This window comes from Mesorhizobium sp. RCAM 05104 (genome assembly GCF_059683645.1).
Genome location: NZ_CM185033.1, coordinates 4,336,971 through 4,357,171, shown reverse-complemented (window position 1 = coordinate 4,357,171; position 20,201 = coordinate 4,336,971). Strand labels below are relative to the sequence as shown.

At 64.1% G+C, this 20,201-nt stretch carries 20 protein-coding genes and 1 pseudogene; 12 read left to right on the top strand and 9 right to left on the bottom strand.

All coding sequences use genetic code 11. The features are described from left to right. Positions 1-84: 84 nt before the first annotated feature. Together purE and AC56QP_RS21295 are read left to right on the top strand one after the other, a co-directional pair. Positions 85-582 (top strand): 5-(carboxyamino)imidazole ribonucleotide mutase, encoded by a 498-nt coding sequence (gene purE, locus AC56QP_RS21300; protein ID WP_489858191.1) that lies wholly within the window; start codon positions 85-87, stop codon positions 580-582. Then, the gene (locus AC56QP_RS21295) at positions 579-1,655 is read left to right on the top strand and encodes a 5-(carboxyamino)imidazole ribonucleotide synthase (protein ID WP_489858192.1); all 1,077 of its coding nucleotides are present in this window, start codon (positions 579-581) and stop codon (positions 1,653-1,655) included. Before purE ends, AC56QP_RS21295 begins: the two co-directional genes overlap by 4 nt. 70 nt (positions 1,656-1,725) lie before the next feature. Here AC56QP_RS21295 and AC56QP_RS21290 read toward each other — a convergent pair whose 3' ends face one another. Next, positions 1,726-2,145: a lysozyme inhibitor LprI family protein gene (locus tag AC56QP_RS21290; RefSeq protein ID WP_489858193.1), complete on the bottom strand. Its 420-nt coding sequence runs from the start codon at positions 2,143-2,145 to the stop codon at positions 1,726-1,728. A 241-nt stretch (positions 2,146-2,386) separates the two neighbouring features. Here AC56QP_RS21290 and ykgO point away from each other — a divergent pair, with 241 nt between their 5' ends. The 3 genes from ykgO to AC56QP_RS21275 all read left to right on the top strand — a co-directional run bounded on the left by ykgO (position 2,387) and on the right by AC56QP_RS21275 (position 4,470). Beyond that, on the top strand, positions 2,387-2,512 hold the full coding sequence (gene ykgO / locus AC56QP_RS21285) for a type B 50S ribosomal protein L36 (RefSeq protein ID WP_006327841.1): 126 nt from the start codon (positions 2,387-2,389) through the stop codon (positions 2,510-2,512). A 114-nt stretch (positions 2,513-2,626) separates the two neighbouring features. Continuing rightward, positions 2,627-3,232: a tetratricopeptide repeat protein gene (locus tag AC56QP_RS21280; RefSeq protein ID WP_489858194.1), complete on the top strand. Its 606-nt coding sequence runs from the start codon at positions 2,627-2,629 to the stop codon at positions 3,230-3,232. A 170-nt stretch (positions 3,233-3,402) separates the two neighbouring features. Next, a complete protein-coding gene (locus tag AC56QP_RS21275; protein WP_489858195.1) occupies positions 3,403-4,470 on the top strand; it encodes an alpha/beta fold hydrolase in 1,068 nt (355 codons plus the stop codon). Positions 4,471-4,500: 30 nt separating this feature from the next. Here AC56QP_RS21275 and pyk read toward each other — a convergent pair whose 3' ends face one another. After that, entirely contained in the window at positions 4,501-5,937 is a 1,437-nt protein-coding gene (gene pyk / locus AC56QP_RS21270; protein WP_489858196.1) for a pyruvate kinase, read from the bottom strand. Beyond that, positions 5,934-6,422 carry a DUF1036 domain-containing protein gene (locus tag AC56QP_RS21265; protein ID WP_489858197.1) on the bottom strand — a complete coding sequence of 163 codons (489 nt, stop codon included), beginning with the start codon at positions 6,420-6,422 and terminating at the stop codon, positions 5,934-5,936. Before AC56QP_RS21265 ends, pyk begins: the two co-directional genes overlap by 4 nt. 245 nt (positions 6,423-6,667) lie before the next feature. On the opposite strand from AC56QP_RS21265, the gene AC56QP_RS21260 reads away from it, so the two are divergent. From AC56QP_RS21260 to AC56QP_RS21250, 3 genes are all read left to right on the top strand, one after another. After that, the gene (locus AC56QP_RS21260) at positions 6,668-7,465 is read left to right on the top strand and encodes an N-formylglutamate amidohydrolase (RefSeq protein WP_489858198.1); all 798 of its coding nucleotides are present in this window, start codon (positions 6,668-6,670) and stop codon (positions 7,463-7,465) included. 11 nt (positions 7,466-7,476) lie between these two features. Next, positions 7,477-7,785 (top strand): DUF1244 domain-containing protein, encoded by a 309-nt coding sequence (locus AC56QP_RS21255; protein WP_489858199.1) that lies wholly within the window; start codon positions 7,477-7,479, stop codon positions 7,783-7,785. 131 nt (positions 7,786-7,916) lie between these two features. Then, positions 7,917-9,092 (top strand): MFS transporter, encoded by a 1,176-nt coding sequence (locus AC56QP_RS21250; protein WP_489858200.1) that lies wholly within the window; start codon positions 7,917-7,919, stop codon positions 9,090-9,092. On the opposite strand, the gene AC56QP_RS21245 is transcribed toward AC56QP_RS21250, so the two are convergent. Continuing rightward, positions 9,056-9,964 carry a LysR family transcriptional regulator gene (locus AC56QP_RS21245; protein ID WP_489858201.1) on the bottom strand — a complete coding sequence of 303 codons (909 nt, stop codon included), beginning with the start codon at positions 9,962-9,964 and terminating at the stop codon, positions 9,056-9,058. The genes AC56QP_RS21250 and AC56QP_RS21245 overlap by 37 nt on opposite strands. Positions 9,965-10,079: 115 nt before the next feature. On the opposite strand from AC56QP_RS21245, the gene AC56QP_RS21240 reads away from it, so the two are divergent. After that, positions 10,080-10,283, top strand: a complete 204-nt coding sequence (locus AC56QP_RS21240) for a DUF680 domain-containing protein (RefSeq protein ID WP_489858202.1) — start codon at positions 10,080-10,082, stop codon at positions 10,281-10,283. Positions 10,284-10,362: 79 nt separating this feature from the next. Then, positions 10,363-11,322: an SDR family oxidoreductase gene (locus AC56QP_RS21235; RefSeq protein WP_489858203.1), complete on the top strand. Its 960-nt coding sequence runs from the start codon at positions 10,363-10,365 to the stop codon at positions 11,320-11,322. 22 nt (positions 11,323-11,344) lie between these two features. On the opposite strand, the gene AC56QP_RS21230 is transcribed toward AC56QP_RS21235, so the two are convergent. The 5 genes and pseudogenes from AC56QP_RS21230 to AC56QP_RS21210 all read right to left on the bottom strand — a co-directional run bounded on the left by AC56QP_RS21230 (position 11,345) and on the right by AC56QP_RS21210 (position 18,095). Next, positions 11,345-11,503 carry a DUF3309 family protein gene (locus AC56QP_RS21230; RefSeq protein ID WP_489858204.1) on the bottom strand — a complete coding sequence of 53 codons (159 nt, stop codon included), beginning with the start codon at positions 11,501-11,503 and terminating at the stop codon, positions 11,345-11,347. A gap of 121 nt (positions 11,504-11,624) precedes the next feature. Beyond that, positions 11,625-14,798, bottom strand: coding sequence for an efflux RND transporter permease subunit (locus AC56QP_RS21225; RefSeq protein ID WP_489858205.1), 3,174 nt, complete (start codon positions 14,796-14,798; stop codon positions 11,625-11,627). A 79-nt stretch (positions 14,799-14,877) separates the two neighbouring features. Further along, positions 14,878-16,053, bottom strand: a complete 1,176-nt coding sequence (locus AC56QP_RS21220) for an efflux RND transporter periplasmic adaptor subunit (RefSeq protein ID WP_489858206.1) — start codon at positions 16,051-16,053, stop codon at positions 14,878-14,880. A 781-nt stretch (positions 16,054-16,834) separates the two neighbouring features. Then, positions 16,835-17,215: pseudogene (locus tag AC56QP_RS21215) on the bottom strand (patatin-like phospholipase family protein); the annotation flags it as partial. Next, positions 17,208-18,095: a LysR family transcriptional regulator gene (locus tag AC56QP_RS21210; RefSeq protein WP_489858207.1), complete on the bottom strand. Its 888-nt coding sequence runs from the start codon at positions 18,093-18,095 to the stop codon at positions 17,208-17,210. The pseudogene AC56QP_RS21215 and the gene AC56QP_RS21210, both read right to left, overlap by 8 nt. Before the next feature lie 107 nt (positions 18,096-18,202). On the opposite strand from AC56QP_RS21210, the gene AC56QP_RS21205 reads away from it, so the two are divergent. Together AC56QP_RS21205 and AC56QP_RS21200 are read left to right on the top strand one after the other, a co-directional pair. Then, positions 18,203-18,868, top strand: a complete 666-nt coding sequence (locus AC56QP_RS21205; RefSeq protein ID WP_489863548.1) for a peroxiredoxin-like family protein — start codon at positions 18,203-18,205, stop codon at positions 18,866-18,868. A 144-nt stretch (positions 18,869-19,012) separates the two neighbouring features. Further along, positions 19,013-20,188: an MFS transporter gene (locus AC56QP_RS21200; protein ID WP_489858208.1), complete on the top strand. Its 1,176-nt coding sequence runs from the start codon at positions 19,013-19,015 to the stop codon at positions 20,186-20,188. The last annotated feature ends 13 nt before the right edge of the window (positions 20,189-20,201 follow it).

Sequence of the window (20,201 nt, the reverse complement as noted above, 5' to 3'; positions counted from 1 at the left end):
GCCGGACAGCGGCAATGCCCGCCTATCCTTGCCGTCGCTGCCGAATTCCGCTAAGGCGCGCCTTTGTCGCCGGGGAGCACGGACTTGGACGATCAACGCGCCGACGTCGCCATCATCATGGGCAGCCAGTCCGACTGGGCGACCATGCGCCACGCCGCCGAAACGCTGGAGGCTCTGGGCATCCCGCACAGGCGGCTGATCGTCTCCGCGCATCGCACGCCCGACCGGCTCTATGAGTTCGCCAAGGGTGCCAAGGCGGCCGGCCACAAGGTGATCATCGCCGGTGCCGGCGGTGCCGCGCATCTGCCCGGCATGACGGCGGCGATGACGCCACTGCCGGTGTTCGGCGTGCCGGTGGAATCGAAGGCGCTCTCCGGCCAGGATTCGCTGCTGTCCATCGTCCAGATGCCGGCCGGCATTCCGGTGGGAACGCTGGCCATCGGCAAGGCCGGTGCGACCAATGCAGCACTTCTGGCCGCCGCCGTGCTGGCGCTCCACGACGACAAGCTTGCCGCGCGCCTGGATGCCTGGCGCGCCGCGCAGACCGCCAAGGTCGCGACCGAACCGACGGATACGCCGTGAGCCTGCCCGCCGGATCGACCATCGGCATCATCGGCGGCGGCCAGCTCGGCCGCATGCTGGCGATATCAGCCGCCCGCCTCGGCTACCGCACGGTGGTGCTCGAGCCGCAACCCGATTGCCCGGCGGCACAGGTGGCCAACCGGCAGATAACAGCCGCCTATGACGACCCGGCGGCACTTGCGGAACTGGCGGCGGCGAGTTCCGTCATCACCTACGAATTCGAGAACGTTCCGGTCGCGGCCGCCAGCGCGCTTGCGGACAAGGCCTCGGTCTATCCGCCGGCACGAGCGCTGGAGGTGGCGCAGGATCGCGTCACCGAGAAGACGTTCCTCAATGGCATCGGCATTGCCACCGCCGATTTCCGCCCGGTCGACAATGATGACGACCTGACCGCGGCGCTGAAGGCATTTGGCGGCAGCGGCATCCTCAAGACACGGCGCATGGGCTATGACGGCAAGGGCCAGCGCGTCTTCCGCAACATGGAAGCGGGCGGCTTTGCCGGCACCTGCGAGGCGATGGGCAATGTACCGCTGATCCTTGAAAGCTTCGTGCCCTTCGAGCGCGAGATTTCGGTGATCGCGGCGCGTGGGCTGGACGGCGCCGTCGCCAGCTACGATCCGGCCGAGAATGTCCACCGCAACGGCATTCTCCACACATCGACCTTGCCGGCCGGCATAAACCCCGAGACGACGATGGCGGCCCAGGCAGCGGCGGCCAGGATACTGTCAGCGCTGGACTATGTCGGCGTCATCGGCGTCGAGTTCTTCGTGCTCGCCGACGGCTCGCTGCTGGCCAACGAGATCGCGCCGCGCGTGCACAATTCCGGCCACTGGACGGAGGCCGCCTGCATCGTTTCGCAGTTCGAGCAGCACGTCCGTGCCGTAGCCGGCCTGCCGCTGGGAGATCCCCGGCGTCATTCCGATTGCGTGATGGAAAATCTCGTCGGCGACGATGTGCTGCGCGCTGCCGAACTGCTCGCCGAGCCCGATCTGATGCTGCACCTCTACGGCAAGGCCGAGGCGCGGCCAGGCCGCAAGATGGGCCATTTCACCCGGATCAGCCGCCGCCCTTAGGCATTTCCAGGAAAAGCGTGGAGCGGCTTTCAGTCCGGAATTGCGTCAGAACAAGAGAGAGGCCGGCAACCTACTGGACGTCGCCCTCGTCCTCGTCGGGACTGGCGCAACTCGCATCGCCTTCCTGGCAGTTGGCCGCTGCGGCAAGCTGCCTGATGCGGTCGTTGGTCAGCCTGGTCAGGCATTGCGAGACCTCCATCGGATGGATCGAACCACCGCTGCTGGCCGCGGTCGAGTGTGCACACTCGGCGTCGCGGAAACTGATCCATGCGCGTTGCGCTACCTGCAGCAATTTCTTGTCATCGGCATCATCGGAACTGATGAGATTCTGGTAGGCCTGGTTGAGCTTGGCGTCGGCTGCCTGATAATCCTCGGCGGCACAGATGTTCATCATCTGCTGGCTGTCGTCGCTGCGGTCGCACTCCTGGGCGCGGGCAGCCGAAGCTCCCGCCAGCAAGACAAGGCAGGCAGACAGGAAAATTCGGCGCATGGTCATCCCCAAATCACGTCACGGCGCCCGCATCATCCCAGCCGGACTCTGGCCACGCAATGCCGCAAGGCATCGATGGCGGATATTTGATGATAGGGATGGTTCACACCCGCCATGGCGCATGCTTGCGGTTGACACGGACAACGCTCCTCGTTTATGAGCCACCCACAGTTCAAAGGCGCGTCTTCTGGCGCGCCTTAAAATTTCGACCCGGACCGGGTCCACACCGACAGGCAAGACCATGAAGATCAAGAATTCGCTCAAGGCGCTGAAGGCGCGTCATCGCGACAACCAGCTGGTTCGCCGCAAGGGCCGCGTCTACATCATCAACAAGACCGCCCCGCGCTACAAGGCACGCCAGGGCTGAGTTTTCGGCCGGAGGCTTGTTGTCTCCGCCCAATTGATGCTTGTCGCCGGCCCCGCCGGTCGTTTCACGCCAAATTCAGTTTGACGTTCCGCCGCCCGGGACTAGAGTCCGGCGATGCGGATTCTTTTTGCATTTTTCACAAGCCTGGTTCTATCCGGCGCCATTGGCTTGCCGGCACGGGCAGATGACGCGGTCGCGCCGCAGGCCGCCCCCGTCGCGCCGCCCGTGGCAACGACGAAACAGGCTCGTCTCGATCAGTTGTTCAGCGACCTGAAGCGCGAGCGCAACGAAAGGGCGGCCGAGCGCATCGCCGGCAACATCTGGAGCGAATGGTTCCAGTCCGGCAGCGCCTCGATCGACCTGATGATGCAATGGTCGCAGAAGGCCATCGAGAGCCAGAAGTTCGACGTCGCGCTCGATTTCCTCGATCAGGTGGTGACCTTGCAGCCGACCTATGCCGAAGGCTGGAACCGGCGCGCAACCGTGCATTTCATGATGAAGAACTACGGCAAGTCGATGTCCGACATCGACCATACGCTGCAGCTCGAGCCGCGCCATTTCGGCGCGCTGTCAGGCCTGGCGCAGATCATGGCGCTGACCGGCCACAAGCAATCGGCGCTCGAGGCCTGGCAGAAGGTGCTGGCCATCTATCCGATGCTGCGCAGCGCCCAGGACCAGGTCGCCACGCTTTCGGAAGAGCTTGCCGGCGAAGGCATTTGATTGCGCTAAGGGAATAGCAAGTGATTGCGCTAAGGGAATAGCAAGTGGGGATTGGGCAGTAGGTGCAGACCGCACTGCGGAACACACACGCCCTACTGCCTACTGCCTACTGCCTACTGCCCATTCCCCTACTCCAGAACTTATCCCCCTCCACCCCCGTATCTCCCCGCATGAACCTGATCTACGCCATGCTCGCCTTCCTGATGGCGCTTGTATTCGGCCTCGTCGGCGTCACCCGCGTCGGCTCATGGCTGATCGAGCGCCGCAATCCGCCGATCGGCGAATTTGCCGACATCGGTGGCGCGCGCATCCACTATGTCCATGTTCCGGCGCCTGCCAATGCGGACCTGCCGCCGATCGTCTTCATCCATGGCGCCAGCGCCAATCTCGGGGACCAGATGCTGCCGCTGCGGCCACTGCTCGAGGGCCGCGCCGAGATGCTGTTCTTCGACCGGCCGGGTTTTGGCTGGTCGGAGCGCGGCCCGGGCAACAACGAGGATCCGTCGGCCCAGGCCAACACCATCGCCGCGCTGATGGACCGTCTCGGCATCAAAAAGGCTGTCATCGTCGGCCATTCCTTCGGCGGCGCGGTAACGACGGCCCTTGGCCGCGAGCATCCCGAGAAGACACTTGGGCTGGTCTTCCTGGCGCCGGCGACCCATCCCTGGCCGGGCGGCGCAACCTCCTGGTACTACGATCTGACGACCGTTCCGGTCCTCGGGTGGTTGTTTTCCGAGACACTGGCCTATCCGGCCGGAGCGCTGCGGATGGCCGATGCCACGACCTGCGTCTTCTCGCCCAACAAGGCGCCGGACAATTATCTCGCCGCCGCGTCGATCTCGCTGGTGCTGCGGCCATCGGCCTTCCGCGACAACGCCACTGATGTCGCCGGGCTCTATCGCTATGCTCTTGGCGCCGCACCGCACTACGCCGATATCAAGGCGCCAACGGTGGTCATCTCGGGCGACCGCGACAAGGTCCTCTATGCGCATATCCATTCGATCGGCCTCGAGCGCGATATTTCAGGCGCCGAGCTCGTCTGGGTGCATAATCTCGGCCACAAGCCGGACTGGATTGCGCCCGACCTCGTCGTCGGCGCCATCGAGAAGGTCGCCGGCAAGACAGTTGATCTGCGCGCAATGGCGAAGGCCGTCGAGGCGAGGATCGCCAACGACGCCTACGATGCCGGCAAATGCGCCGACATCAAAGTGCCCGAAGCCGAGCTCGCACCGACCTGAGCGGCCGCACCGGTGGCGCCTAGACCGGCCCTACCGGCTCCTCTGCCCGTCCGATCCGACATAGGCGATGCGCAGCATGTTGGTCGAGCCAGGCGTCCTCAGCGGCACGCCGGCGGTGATGATGACGCGGTCGCCCGGCTTGCCGAACTCTTCTTCCAGGGCAATGCGGCAGGCACGATCGACCATGTCGTCGAGATCGATGGCATCGGGCGACACGACGCAATGCGTACCCCACAACAGCGACAGTCGACGCGCCGTGTTGACGATCGGCGACAGCGCGATAATCGGCACTTGCGGCCGCTCGCGGGCGGCGCGCAGGCCGGTGTTGCCGGACGCCGTGTAGGTGATGATCGCCGCCAGTTTCAGCGTCTCGGCGATTTCACGGGCAGCCAGCGAAATGGCGTCGGCGCCGGTCGCTTCCGGCTCGGAACGCTGCGCGTTGATGATGCCGGCATAGGTCGGGTCGGTTTCGACCTTGGTGGCAATGCGGTTCATCATCGCCACCGCCTCGACCGGGTAGGCGCCCGCCGCCGATTCCGCCGACAGCATGATGGCGTCGGCGCCTTCGAAGACGGCGATCGAGACGTCGGAGACCTCGGCGCGGGTCGGTACCGGCGCGGTGATCATCGATTCCAGCATCTGCGTGGCGACCACCACCGGCTTGCCGGCGCGGCGCGCGGCGCGCGTGATCTGCTTCTGGATGCCAGGCACGGCCTCGAGTGGCATCTCGACACCAAGATCGCCGCGGGCGACCATCAGCGCGTCTGACAGGTCGATGATCTCGGCCAGCCGGGCGACGGCCTGCGGCTTTTCGATCTTGGCCATGATCAACGCCCGGCCGCGCGCGATCTTGCGCGCCTCGGCCAGGTCTTCCGGCCGCTGCACGAATGACAGCGCCACCCAGTCGACGCCGGTGGCCAGCACGGCATCGAGGTCCTTGCGATCCTTGTCGGTCAGCGCCCCGACCGGCAGGTCGGTATCGGGCAGGCTGACGCCTTTCTTGTCGGAAATCGTGGTGCCGGCAATGACGGTGCACACGATTGCCTTGCCGTTGCTCCGTACCGCCCGCAGCTCGAGCTTGCCATCGTCGATCAACAGGCGATGACCGGCTTCGACCGAGGTCAGGATTTCCGGATGCGGCAGATAGACCCTGGTCGAGGTGCCGGGCTCGGGATTGTCGTCGAGCGTGAAGGTCTGGCCGACGGTCAACACTTCCTTGCCATTGGCGAACTTGCCGACGCGCAGTTTGGGGCCTTGCAGGTCGGCAAGGATGCCGATCGGCCGGCCAACCGCTTCCTCGACGGAGCGGATGCGTCCGACCAGCGTGCGCATCAGTTCGTGGTCGGTGTGGCTCATGTTGATGCGGAACACATCGGCGCCCGCTTCGAACAGCTTCTTCAGCATCTCCTCCGAAGAAGAGGCCGGACCGATGGTGGCTAGGATCTTGACCTTGCGGCTGCGTCTCATTGACTGTTTGTTCCCGGGGCGGCTGGAGCGCCTCCCGTTGCGGGCTCATCGGTCAGCTGGACCATCCAGCTTGCCTGTTCGCCCGTGTCATATTCCTGGAATCCGGCGCGCTGGAAGCCCCGGGCGACGCAGTCGGTTACGCCGGCGATCTTGAACTCTTTTTCAGCCACGCACATGTTGATCGGGCCGTCCCAGCGTCCGCCGCGCTCGGCGTCTTCTGCATAAAGATAGTAAAACCTTGATGACAGCGGCCCTTCGATCAGCGTCTTGCAGCTCGATCCTTCGATGTGCCACCAGCCTTCGGTGATCCAGCCGGCCTTGGCGCGGTAGCCGATGCCGACGCCGACGAGATTCTGCGTGGCGTTGCAGACGCGGAAATCGGCGCGGGCTGGCGAGGCCACGGCCATCGCCGACAAGCCCACGGCGAGCGTCAGGAGCGGCATGGCGAAGGCAAAGCGTGTGCGCTGCCCGCCGGCGGAACTCATCCCGAAACCCCTCAAGAACCACATCTGCATCTCTCTGCGCCCCTTTTCGGAAAAGTCCGGGCGCATGTCAACGCGCCGTTTTGTCCAATTCCAATCGATTTAGAAAGGCTCCGGCGCACAATTCGCCGACTTCTGCCAGATTTCCCGGGAAACCTTGGCCAAACAACGGCATTGCGCGAGCGTCGTCTTCGTGGAATGACGATAGCACCCTCCCCGGAAGCCAGCGAACAGACCATTTCCCGCCAATGACCCGATCCACAGTTTTCGCGCCTTTCGACATTATCGAGGGCGACCGCAAGCGGGGCATCGTGCTTCTGGCCGATCATGCCCGCCGCGACTTGCCCGACGACTATGGCAGCCTTGGCCTGCCAGCGGCGGAATTCGACCGCCACATCGCCTATGACATCGGCGTCGAGACGGTGACGCGCGAACTGGCCTCGCTGCTCGGCGTGCCGGCGGTGCTCGCCAATTTTTCGCGGCTGCTGATCGATCCCAATCGCGGCGAGGACGATCCAACGCTGATACGTCAGCTTTATGACGGCACGGTCGTGCCAGGAAACTACCCTCTTGCCCCGGAAGAACGCGAGAGGCGGCTCGACAGTTTCTACCGGCCCTATCACGACGCGGTCGGCGCCATGATCGCCTCGGTCGCGCAGGCCTCAGCCAAGGCGCCCTTCATTTTCTCGGTGCATTCCTTCACTCCGGTCATGCAAGGGATCCAACGTCCCTGGCATGTCGGCATCCTGTGGGACCGCGACGAGCGGGTGGCGCGGCCACTGATCGACATGCTGGCCGAGGACAAGACCCTTATCGTTGGCGACAATGAACCCTATGACGGCGCGCTGCGTGGCGACACCATGTTCCGGCATGCCATCGTCAACGGCTTTGCCCATGCGCTGATCGAGATCCGCCAGGACCTGATCGCCAGCGGCAAGGACGCGCTTGCATGGGCCGATCGCCTGGCACCTATCGTTGACGCGATCGACCGCCGCCCCGATATACATGTCGTGAAGATGTTCGGCTCACGCACCGGGCCGATATGACGGAGGTTTCGATGACCGAACTCAGCAACGAGCAGCAGCGCGATTTCGAGGCCGCCGCCTTCCGCCGGCTGGTCGAGCATTTGCGCGAGCGCAACGACGTGCAGAACATCGACCTGATGAACCTCGCTGGCTTCTGCCGCAACTGCCTGTCGAACTGGTATCGCGAAGCAGCCAATGCCGAGGGCGTCGACCTCACCAAGGACCAGTCGCGCGAGATCGTCTACGGCATGCCCTATGCCGAATGGCAGGCACTCAACCAGACCGAGGCCTCCGACGCCAAGAAGGCCGAATTCGAGGCAAGGCGACCCAAGGACCACTAGGTCAACCGTCGGCACCCCTCGATCGCTTCAACGCCGTGTCTGGTCCAAAAACTTTCGGCAACGAGTGCTTGACTGCGAATTGAATCGATCTAATTTGCCGCGCGAAGCCATTTTCTGACCGGATTCGCCCGATGAACGCATCAGACGCCATGCAGGTTGCCATTCGCGGACGATGGGCCGTCGCGGCCATTTTCCTCGCCAACGGCTTCCTGACCGGCAGCTGGGCGCCGCAGATCCCGGTGTTCCTGACCCGGCTCGACATATCGAAATTCACGCTTGGCCTGCTGATACTGCTGTTCGGCGCCGGCGCCGTCACCGCCATGACCTGGTGCGGCCACCTGATCTCCAAACATGGCTCGCGCAACGTGCTGCGCTGGTTCGGGCTGTGCGGCAGCCTCGGCCTGCTGGTCGTGGCGCTGGCACCCAACGTGCCGCTGGCCGCCATCGCCATGTTCATCTTCGGCGGGTCGATCGGCGGCATGGATGTCGCCATGAATGCCAATGCGGTGGTGGTGGAACGGCGGCTCTCCCGCGCCATCATGTCGTCCTCGCACGGCTTCTGGAGCCTCGGCGGTTTCGCCGGCGGCGCCCTTGGCGGCTTCGCCATCCAGACCTACGGCCACCTCGCCCATGCGGCGGTGGTGACGGCGCTCGCTTTCGCGGTGATCGCCGCAGCGGTCGGCAATCTGATCGCCGAGGACAGGCCGCAGGCGGCCGAGCACCATAAATTCGCGTTGCCGGCAAACCCGCTGGTCTATCTCGTCGGCTTGATGGCGCTGCTGACGATGATCTCCGAAGGCGCGGTACTCGACTGGGCAGCGCTGTATCTGCGGCAGGAACTCGGCGCCGACCTCGCCGTTGCCGGCCTTGCCTACGCTGCCTTTTCCGGTGTCATGGCGATCATGCGTTTCTTCGGCGACGGCGTGCGCAACCGCTTCGGCGCGGTCATGACCCTGCGCGGCTCGGCGGTCGTCGCCGCGGCCGGCATGCTGATCGCCGGCCTGTCGCCCTCGCCCTGGCTTGCCATCGCGGCCTTTGCCCTGTGCGGCTTCGGCATCGCCAACATGGTCCCGATCATCTTTTCGGCTGGCGGCAACCAGGAAGGCATGTCGTCGGGCACCGGCATGAGCGTGGTCACCACCATGGGCTATTCCGGCATATTGGTGGCGCCGTCGGCGATCGGCTTCGTTGCCGAGCATTCGAGCTTCGGGCCGATCTTCATTGCCATGTCGGGGCTGCTGATCGTCGTGTTGCTGATGGCCGGGCTCGCTCACCGCGCCGAATTCGCGCCTGCGCCCGCCGAATAGCGCTTCAATTCCTCATGGAGGAAATCCGCCACGCGACGGATGCGCACGCTGGTGCGCACATCGCGATGCATGGCCAGCCACACCGGCAGCACCGGTAGCGGCAGGCCAGGCAGCAGCCTCTCCACCAATGGATCACGATCGGCCAGCGGCTCCTGGCCGAGGCCGATGCCGTTTCCCGCCCGCACCGCCTCCCACAAGACGATCTGGTTGTCGGTCCGGAAGCGGAAACTGCCACGAGTGACAGGGATTCCGGATTGCGTGAAGCCTCGGATCATCTCGTCGCTGCGATCGAAGCCAATCAGGGCATGATTGACGAGATCAGCCGGCCCGAGCGGGCGGCCGCGCCGGTCGAGATAGGAAATGGCCGCGCAGGCGCAGAGGGGAATATCGCAGACCTTGCGCGCCACCAGTTCGTTCTGTGCCGGCTTGACCATGCGGATGGCGATATCGGCGTCGCGGCGCAGCAGGTTCTCGACCTGGTTCGAAGCGACGATCTCGACCTCGATGCCGGGCTCCTCGATGCCGAGCCGTGCGATCATGCCGGGCAGCACATAGGCAGCCACCACTTCGCTGGCGGCAATGCGCACCGTGCCTTCGATTGCCTCGACCGAGCCCAGTGCAAGTCGTGAAAACGCACTCGCCTGCTCGCTGACGGCCTTGCCGCGCTCAAACAGCGTGGCGCCGGCTTCCGTCAGCGAATAGCCGCTGCGCCCACGCCGGAACAGCGTGACGCCGAGCGCCTGTTCCAGCTCTCCGATGTGGCGGCCAAGCGTCGGCTGGCTGGCCGACAGTTTTCGCGCAGCGGCTGACAGGCTGCCGGTTTCCGCCACCGTGACGAAGCTCTTGATCAGGTTCCAATCGATGTCTGCCATTCAATAATGAATATCAGAACTGCATCCATGGTCAATTTCAATTCATCAATAAGGCAATCATATTCACCCTGCAAACACCGATACGGACTGCAAACACCAACCAGGAGAATTCAAAATGACCAAGATCGCTCTCACCGCCGCTGCCCTCCTCATCGCCGCCAGCACCGCTTTTGCCGGCAGCGACAAGTTTGGTTCGAACGACGCCAGCCAGCCGGCCGTCGTTAACACTGACATCACGATCACCACGTCGATCGAGACGTCCGAGACCACCGGTCAGAAGCCCCAGGGCAGCAACCGCGACCTCTTCGGCAGCCGCTGAACGGCGGTCTTCGGAAGATCCCGAAAGCGGCGGGCTTGTCCCGTCGCGTCAAAACAAGCGTCAAACAAGGAGACGAACAATGACCAAGATCGCAATTCTCGGTGCCAATGGCCGCCTCGGCCGCGTCGTCGCCATGGCCTTCATCGACGCCGGCTATGATGTCCGCGCCATTACCCGCAGCGGCAAGGTGCCGGCCGAACTCAAGGGCGCCACCGCCGTTGCCGGAGACGCGCTCGACCGTGAGGCGCTGATCCGCGCCACCCAGGGCGTCGACATCATCTTCAACGGCCTCAACCCGATCTACACCGACTGGGGCAAATGCCTGCCGATGGCCGAGAACGTGATGGCCGCCTGCCATGCCAACGGCGCCCTGCATCTCTTCCCAGGCACCGTCTATAATTACGGCTCGCCGATGCCGGCGATCGTCACGGAGGACACACCGTTCCGGCCGACGACCGAGAAGGGCCGCATCCGCACCGCCATGGAAGCACTGTTTCGCCGCGAGGCCGATGCCGGCCGTGTCCGCACCATTATTCTCAGAGCCGGCGATTTCTTCGGCGGCACCGGTAGCGGGTCATGGTTCGACCTGGTCGTCGCCGCCAAGATCGGCAAGGGCATCTACACCGCCCCCGGCCCGGTCGATCTGGTGCACGAATGGGCCTACCTGCCGGACTTCGCCGTAGGCTTCGTCGCGCTGGCCAGGAATCTCGACAAGCTCGGCTCCTATGAAGCGCTGAACTTTCCGGGCCACGCGGTCACCGACCTTCAGATCAAGGCCGCCGCCGAGAAGGCAGTTGGCCGGCCGCTCAAGATGACCTCGATGCCCTGGTGGGTGCTGCGTGCCGGCAGCCCGTTCGTGGCGATGTGGCGCGAAATCGTCTCGATGTCCTATCTTCGCTTCGAACCGCACCAGCTGACCTCGACGCGGCTTGCCGGCATCATCGGCGAAATCCCGCATACGCCGCTGGACCAGGCGGTCGCCGAGGCGCTCAAGGATATCGGCATCGCCACCGTGAACGGCACGTTAAAGGCTGCCTGAACAGAAGACTGAGGGCGGCAGCTCAGAGCCGTCCCATCAAAAGCAACACCAGGAGCACCACCAGCACCACGCCGACAATGCCCGACGGCCCGTAACCCCAGGAGCGCGAATGCGGCCAGGTCGGCACAGCGCCTATGAGGACAAGGATCAGGACGATGATGATGATGGTGGTGATCGGCATGAGAAATTCCCCGCATCTGATGTTCTGCTACGGCGCAATGCTGGGCATTGCTCCAGGGCACAATGCAAAAGGCCGCCCGGTTGTTCCGGGCGGCCTTTGAGTCGGGAATTCGCAGACAGGTTTATTCGGCCGCCTTTGGAAAGGCGATCGCCGGCTCGTCGCCCGCGTCCGGGCTCGGCGTGTCGGTCGACGAAACCGTACCCTTGCCGCGCCGGAATAGCCGGCGGAAAAACGCGTAGAAGCGGCTGTTCTTGCTGCGTGTGAAGATCATCAGCATCGACGGCGTCACCACCAGCGTCAGCAGGGTGGCGAAGGACAGGCCGAAGACGATTGCCGAGGACAGCGAAATCCACCATTGCGTCGACGGCGCGTTGATCGTCGTCTCGTGGTGGAATATCTCGAGGCCGAGACCAAAGGCGATCGGCAACACGCCAAGGATCGCCGACACCGCCGTCAGCACCACCGGACGGGCGCGCTCGCGGCAAGTCTGCAGCACCGCCTCCATCTTGTCCCAGCCTTCTTCGCGCAGCCGGTCATAGGTGTCGATCAGCACGATGTTGTTGTTCACCACAACGCCGGCCAGCGCGATGACACCGATGCCCGACATGACGATGCCGAATGCCTCTCCGGTCAAAAGCAGTCCCAGGAACACGCCGATCGTCGCCATGACCACGCAGGACAGCACCATCAGCACGCTGGTGAATTTGTTGAACTGCATCAGGAGCACGAGGAAGATCAGGAAGATCGCCGCCCCGAAGGCCTTGCCCAGGAAGGCGCTGGCTTCGGCGCTGTCCTCGTTCGAGCCGGCCAGCTTCCAGCGGATGCCGCTGCCGAGATTCATGTCGGCGACAGCCTGGGTAACCTCCTGCTGCACGGCGGCGACCTGTGCCCCGGCGGCAACGTTGGCCTGCACCACAACGGTGCGCGCGCCGTCGATGCGGTTGAGGATGCCGACGCTCGGTTTCGCCTTGCGGACGACGAAGTTCGAGATCGGCACCGAGCCTTGCGCGGTCTGCACCCTGAGTTCGTCGAGCGTCGACAGCGTGCGCCGGTCCTCCGGCAGACGCAGCCGGATGTCGACCGCCTTGTCGGCGCCGGCCGGCCGATATTCGCTGAGCTTCAGACCGTTGGTGACGAGCTGCACCACCGTTCCAACCGAGGTCGGGCTGATGCCGTATTGGGCTGCCTTGGCGCGGTCGACCTCGAGCGCCCAGTCGACGCCGGGTGGCGGCAGGCCGTCGGAAATGTCGATGACGCCGGGCACCTTGGCAATACGCGCCGCGACGGCGCGGGCCTTCTCGTCCAGCCCCTTGGGGTCGACGGCCGAAAGCCTGATCTGGATCGGCTTGCCGGTCGGCGGGCCGGCCTCTGGGACGCGCACCTCGACATCGACGCCGGGAATGCCGGCCATGACGCCGCGCAGATCGCTCAGGATCTGGTTCGCCGATTTGCGCTCACGCCAGTCGACGAACTCGTACTGGATGACGCCGACAACGTCTTCCGGAACGTCCTGGCCGCCGCCTTGCGTCTTGCCGACGCGGGTATAGACCGATTTGATGCCGGGCCAGCCGAGCAGCCTGTTTTCAGCGATCTTCGTCGCGGTATCCATTTCGGCCAGCGAAAGGTTGCCGCGGGCGTGCACGTAGAGCAGGCCGTAGTCGGGTTCGACACTGGGGAAGAACTCGACACCCGCGCCATATTTGGAATAGGCAAAGCCGACGCCGAACAGCAACGCAACGGTCAGCAAAACCACGGTGATTGGGAAGCGTACCGCCTGCTTGACGATGGCCATGTACCAGCCGTCGCGATTGTCATCCTCGTGGTGCTGCGGGGCCTTGGCGAAGATCGCTCCGAGCGTCGGCGCGAACACCAGCGCATAGAGCATCGAGGCCGACAGCGTGACGATCAGCGTGATCGGCATGTATTTCATGAAGTCGCCGATGATGCCCGGCCAGAACAGCAACGGTGAAAAGGCGGCAATGCGCGTCATCGTCGCCGCGATGACCGGACCGGCCATGCGCTTGGCGGCAAGCGCGAACGCGTCCGCCTTCGGCATGCCCTCGCTCATCCGCCGTTCGGCGAACTCGGTGACGATGATGGCGTCGTCAACCAGCATGCCGACCGCCAGGATGAGGCTGAACAGCACGATCATGTTGATCGTGTAGCCCATCATCGCCAGGAGCAGGATGCCGATCAGGAACGATGACGGAATGGCGAGGCCAATGAGCAGCGAGGCTCGGCCGGACAGCGCATAGAGGATGACGATGAACACCAGGATCACGGCGATCATCACATGGTTCTGCAGGTCGCCGAGCAGCTGGTTGACGAAGACCGACTTGTCCTGGGTGTAGGTGACGTTCATGCCTTGCGGCATGGTTTTGACGAAGGCGTCGGACACCGCCCGCACCTTGGTCAGCGTGTCGATCAGATTGGCGCCGATACGCTTCTTGACTTCGATGGCGATGGCCGGCTTGCCGTTGAGACGGGTGATCGTCTCGGCATCGGCGAAGGTCGAGCGGATCGTCGCGATGTCCTTGGCCTGCACAACGGCATTGGGACCGGCGACCACGGGCAGCGCCGCCACATCCTCCGGCGTCTCGATCAGCGACGGCACCTTGACCGCGTATTTGCCCTGCGAGCCTTCGATGTTGCCGGCGGCGACCAGGCTGTTGGAGGCGCCGACGGCGCCGATCAGCTGGTCGAGTTGCAGCCCATAAGACGACAGTTTCATCGGATCGATGACGACTTCGACGAGATCGTCACGAGAGCCCTGCAGCGAGCCTTCGAGCACGCCGGGCACTTCCTCGATACGGTCGCGCAACTCGCGCGCCGCGGCGGTCAGCACGCGCTCGGGCAATTCGCCCGACAGGGTGACGACGAGCACCGGAAATTCGGAAATATTGACCTCGGTGACGACAGGCTCCTCGGCCGCCTGCGGCAGGTCGGCCTTGCCGTCCTGCACCTTGCTGCGTGTATCCTGCAAGGCCGTCGCCAGGTTGGTCTGCGGCTGGAACTCGACCAGCACATAGCCGCCGCCCTGGAAGGCGGCCGAGCGCATCTCCTTGAGGCCCTTCAGGCTCTTCAGCTTGCTTTCCATCGGCCGCAGCAGAAGGCGCTCCGAATCCTCCGGTGAAATGCCTTGATAGATCAGGCTGACATACATCATCGGAATCGGAACGTCGGGTTCTGCTTCCTTCGGCGTCGACTGGTAGGCGACCCAACCAGCGAGCAGAAGGAAGACCAGCACCGAGATGGTCAGGCGGGCATTGTTGATTGCGAGTCTGACGATATCCATGGCTAATGCCTGTTCTTGAATTTCAGGAGCTGCGTCGCAGCCGATTGTCCCCGCCCAGGGCTTTCCGGCGCAAGTCGCGCTACTGCGTCCCGGCGGTCGCCTCGCCCAACAGCTTCTGGATGGTCGCCTGGTCAGCCTCGACCGGCTTGACCTCATCGCCTTCCTTCACCAGTTCCTGGCCGGCGACGATGATGCGCGTGTCGGCCGGAATGCCGCCGAGCACGAGGCCGGTCGGCGTGTCGTCGACCAGATCGATCGGGAAGAACACAACCTTGTTGTCCTTGTCGACGGCACGGATGCCGAGATCGCCCTTGTCGCCGAGCGTCACCACCGAGCGCGGCAGCATGATGGCGTCCGTCGGCAACGCGCTGAGCGCGATTTCCGCCGTCATGCCGGCCGGCACGGAGCCATCGGCATTGGGGATCGCGACCTCGACGCGGAAGGTCCGGGTCGCCGACGACGCGTCGCGGCTGATGTAGCGCACGGTGCCTTCGACGGTCTGGCCGCTGACCAGCCTTACGCTGGCCTTGTCGCCGATCTTGAGGTAGCCGAGATCACGCTCGCTGACCTCGCCGCGGGCAATCACCGGATCGAGCTTGAGGATGGTCGCCACCTCGCTGCCCTGCATGATGGAACTGCCAAGTTCCACCGGCACCCGGTCGATGACGCCGTCGAAAGGCGCCTTCACCTCGTTGCGATCAAGTTCGGCCTGAGCCGTCTCCAGCATGGACTGGGCCGCGGTCAGGTTGGAGCGGGCGGTGTCGAGTTGCAGCTTGGGCAGGTTGCCGGTCTTGGCCAACCGCTCGGAAGCGTCGAGCTCGGCCTGACGCTGCACCAGCAATTGCCTGGCATTGTCGACCGTCGAGATCTTGTCCTCGGCGGCCAGCATCAGCACCAGATCGCCTGTCTTGACGTGCTGGCCCTGCTTGACCGGCAACTTGTCGATGATACCGGCAACGCGTGTCGCCAGCACAGCCCGCTTGTCGGCCTCGGTCAGCCCGGAAATGCGGATGGCGCGCGCATAGGTGCGGCGCGGCGGCGTCACCACCGCGACGGTGCGCAGCGGTGCCTTTGGCTCGGCTTCCGCCGTCTTCGGCTTGCTCGCGTCCGGCGCCTTGCCCTGCTCGACCTCGGCTGCCTTGGCCTTGTTCGCCGCTACGCTGCCGACGGACGAGAACTCGCCTGTCGCCATCCAGGCCGCGAAACCAATGAGCACAACAACGGCTGCAAGCTTGTGAAACCTGATTCTCGGCATCGTCATTTTTTCCACTGCGGGTTCGGCCAGCGTCCTCGTGACGCGGGCGCGTGGCCGATATGGGTGCGCGCCAGGCCGTGTTCAATTTGCCGTGATCGGCGAAGCGCGCTTTTACATCAAAGTTGCACCGCAATATAGTCTGAAAGTTGCAAGACCATTACATGGCCGCACAAGACACGCCTACCGCCATCAGGTTTTGCCGGTCGCCTGGTGGGTGGCAGTCGTCGGGCCAAGGAACGGCTCCCGATCGGCCCCTGTGCCAGCTGCGAACGACTGGCCTCTCCTCAGCCGACATGCAGCGCGACAACCGTCGACATGAAGCCGCCGATGCGCCGGATTTCTTGATCTGGATGCGGATTTCCGGCCGGGAATTTGTCGTACCGGACAACCTCGGGCGACGAGAGATGCCAGCCCCTGCGCCTGGCTATCCAAGCAATCAATTGAAATCGCTACACAAATTGCGGAATGCCGAACTCGGGTCCTGATTGCCGAAGTCCGACGCGCCAGCGTCGAGCCAAACGTTGCGGGGGCGAACGCGAGAGGCGACGAGATGCACTGAGCCAGCGCAACCTGCCGTTCGCGACATGACGCGCAGAAACGTGGAGGCAAGAACACCGCCGATATCCTGTGCCATTCGGAGCGGCTGCGCCGACCGTCACGCCAGCTCGTTTCTGGCGGTTGGGGGCAGCGCAGCCGAAAGCATCATGGCAGCAGGCGTCAGGATGATGAGGAGATCGTCACACGCGGCGGTTGTCGTCTTGCCGATGCCGGCGCTCCTCAGGGCCTGCCGGCGAGCCGCCTCTGGGTTCTTGCGCGCCGCCAGGAATTCCTTCACCCGTCGGCCGGGTGCGGGACCATGCACCGGCTTGAAGCCGTCATCGAGTTGGCCGGAAAGGTCGAGCGTCGGACGATTGCCGACGGCGTCGTAGTTCTCCTCCAGCCAGTCGCTGGCGGCGGTGCGGCCGAGATCGCGCAGATAGACCAGGAACGCCCATTCGGCATTGACCTTCGACGACGCCGACAAATCCTTGAACGCCTCGTCGGCATCGATGCGATGCATGCGGATGTCGCGGTATTCGCCATGCGGCAAACGGCCAGCGGCGATCAGCTCCTTGACGAAGGCGATCGAGCGGAATACGCGCGGCAGCCCGGCGTTACGAGTTCAACGATTTGCTCAGCCAGTCTGCAAATCCCCTGGCCCGCTTGCTAGGCTGGCGACCGGCCGGAAACAAGGCGTGGATCGGTATGGCAGGCAGCGGAAATTCCGGCAACAGCCGACAAAGACGGCCATCCCTGAGTTCAGCGTCGAACATCCAGCCCGATCCGAACGCTACGCCAAGGCCCGCCAAAACGCATGCGGTGACACCGGCCGAGCTCGTGACCCGGATGCGTGGATTTTCGGGCAGGACAAAGTTTGCCTCCGGATTGATCGGACCTTGAAAGGTCGCGCCGGAAGTGTCGGAAGGACCGAAAATGACCTGGTGCCGGGCCAAGTCGGCGGGACTGACTGGCAAGCCATGGCGGGCGATATATTCCGGCGCCGCGACGAGCAGCCTCGGCGTCTGCCCGACCCGGCGTGCCATCAGGCTTGAATTGTCCAGCATGCCCAGCCTGATCGCGACATCGGCGCCCTCTTCGACGAGGCTTCGCCGGCGATCGTCCATCATCAGCTCGACAGAGAGGTTTGGATGCTCGGCCAGCAGGACGGGCAGGCGAGGAATGAGCGCGCGCATGGCGAAAGTGACCGACAGCTCGACGCGCAGCAGTCCGCGCAGTTCCTCATTGCCGGCAGCGGTGTCGGCTGCCGCCCCGAGCTCGGCGAGCAGCGGCCGAATCTGCTCGAGGTAAACTTGCCCCGCCTCTGTCAGCCCGACCTTTCGGCTGGTGCGAACAAGGAGGCGGGCACTGATGCGAGCCTCCAGATCGTTGAGGATCCGAGACACCGAAGGTTGCGACAGGCCGATTTCGCGGGCGACCTGCGAAAGGTTGCCCCGTTCCGCCACGCGCACGAACACTTCCAGTTCCTGAAGCCTGTCAGCCATTCATTTTCCGGATGATTGCTATCCTTTCCGGCAGGCTACCCCTCTTTTTCGAAATAGGCGAGGACGTTTCTGCCGCTGCCAGAGCGGCGAACAACCGGAGTAGTCCCATGTCGCTTCAAGACAAGCTTGATGCCTTCAAAGCTGACTTTGAAGGCAAGAAGGCCCCCAAACAGGCGGTCGAGATCATGCATCGCGCGACCGCCGAACTCATCGCTTCGGGTCAGGCTGATCACGCCCTGAAGGCTGGTGCGGTCGCCCCGAGCTTCACATTGGCGGAGGCTGACGACGGCCCGCTATCCTCGACCGACCTGCTGGCTCGCGGCCCGCTGGTGCTCAGCTTCTATCGCGGTGTTTGGTGTCCCTATTGCAACATTGAACTCGAAGCCTTGCAGGAGGCTTCGGCCGCCATCCGTGCCACGGGGGCGCAGCTGGTCGCCATTTCCCCCCAATCCCTGATGAATGGCCGCAAGGCCAAACGTGAAAAGCAGGTCACTTTCCCAATGTTGAGCGACCCGAATGGCGAAGTCGCCAACGCCTTCGGCCTCCGCTTCCGCCTGCCTGACGATCTGATCGCACTGTACAAGAGCTTCGGCGTCGACCTGGCGGTGGTGAACGACGACCCTTCATGGACGTTGCCGATGCCGGCGCGCTTCGTGGTCGCCCGGGACGGTGTCATTGTCTATGCCGAGGTCAGCCCGGACTACACCCGCAGACCCGACCCCACCGATCTGCTCCCCGTCCTCGAGCGGCTGAAGAGTTCCGTCGCCGCGTGAACGCCCGATGGCCCAGGCGTCCGTCTCGACACCGGTGGCCGCCCCTGCTTGGGGTTTGTTCTCTCAAGCTCGTCGGAGGTTGACCCCGTGACCGCAGTAAAACCCGTGGACGTCGTTGCGGACCGGCGCTGGTGGATCCTTGCCTTGATCAGCGCCAGCGCCTTCTTGGCCATGACCACGTGGTTCTCGGCCACGGCGATCACACCACAGTTGACGGAGGTCTGGCACTTGTCTCCAGTGCAGGGCGCCTGGATTACCGGTGCCGTTCAGATCGGTTTCGCTGTCGGCGCACTTGCGTCGAGCATTAGCGGTCTGCTCGACGTGATTTCGCTGCGCAAGGTGATCGGGGTTAGCGCCATGATCGCTGCCGCTGCGAACCTCTGTCTGCTCTTCGCGCCATCCGTGGGCGTTCTGCTGCTTGCCCGCTTTGCCACGGGCGTGGCGCTTGCGGGAGTCTATCCGCCGGCGCTCAAACTCGTCTCGACCTGGTTCAGCCGAGAAAGAGGGACAGCGCTCGGCGTCCTGCTTGCTGCGTTGACGCTCGGATCCGCGTTTCCCCACCTGCTGTCCGCGCTCGCGGCCAGCCTCGCCTGGCAGGCGGTCGTCATAGCGACCTCGACAGCGGCACTGGCGGGTGGCGTCCTGATCGTGCGCCTCGGCACCGAAGGGCCCTATCCGTTCAGAAAATCGACTTTCGATCCGCGCCACATCGGAGCAGTCCTGCAAAACCGCCCGCTCGCGCTCGCCAATCTCGGCTATCTGGGGCACATGTGGGAACTCTACGCCATGTGGGGCTGGATGCTGGCCTATGTCAGCGCGGGAAGCCCCGGTCTGGGCATCGGTGACGCGAAAGCCGCGTCATTGCTGACGTTCATCGTCGTGGCGTTGGGCGGGATCGGCTCGATCCTGGGCGGCGTTCTAGCGGATCGCATCGGCCGGACGGCGACCGCCGCCCTGATGATGGCGCTGTCTGGATGTTGTGCGTTGACGATCGGCTTTGCCTTCGACGGACCGCTTTGGCTGTTCGTCGCCGTGGCCGCGCTCTGGGGAATGACCGTGATCGGCGATTCCGCGCAGTTTTCGGCCATGGCGACGGAATTGAGCGATCCGCGCTATGTCGGTACGGCTCTGTCACTGCAACTCAGTATCGGCATCGCGCTTACCTTTGTCTCAATCCACCTGACCTCTTTCCTAGCGGAGAACATCGGCTGGCGTTGGAGTTTTCTGGCCCTCGCGCCCGGCCCGCTGCTTGGCGTGGTCGCAATGCTGATGCTGCGGCGCCAGCCGGCAGCGAAAAAAATAGCGCATGGGTTGAGGTAGAAAATACCTCCGC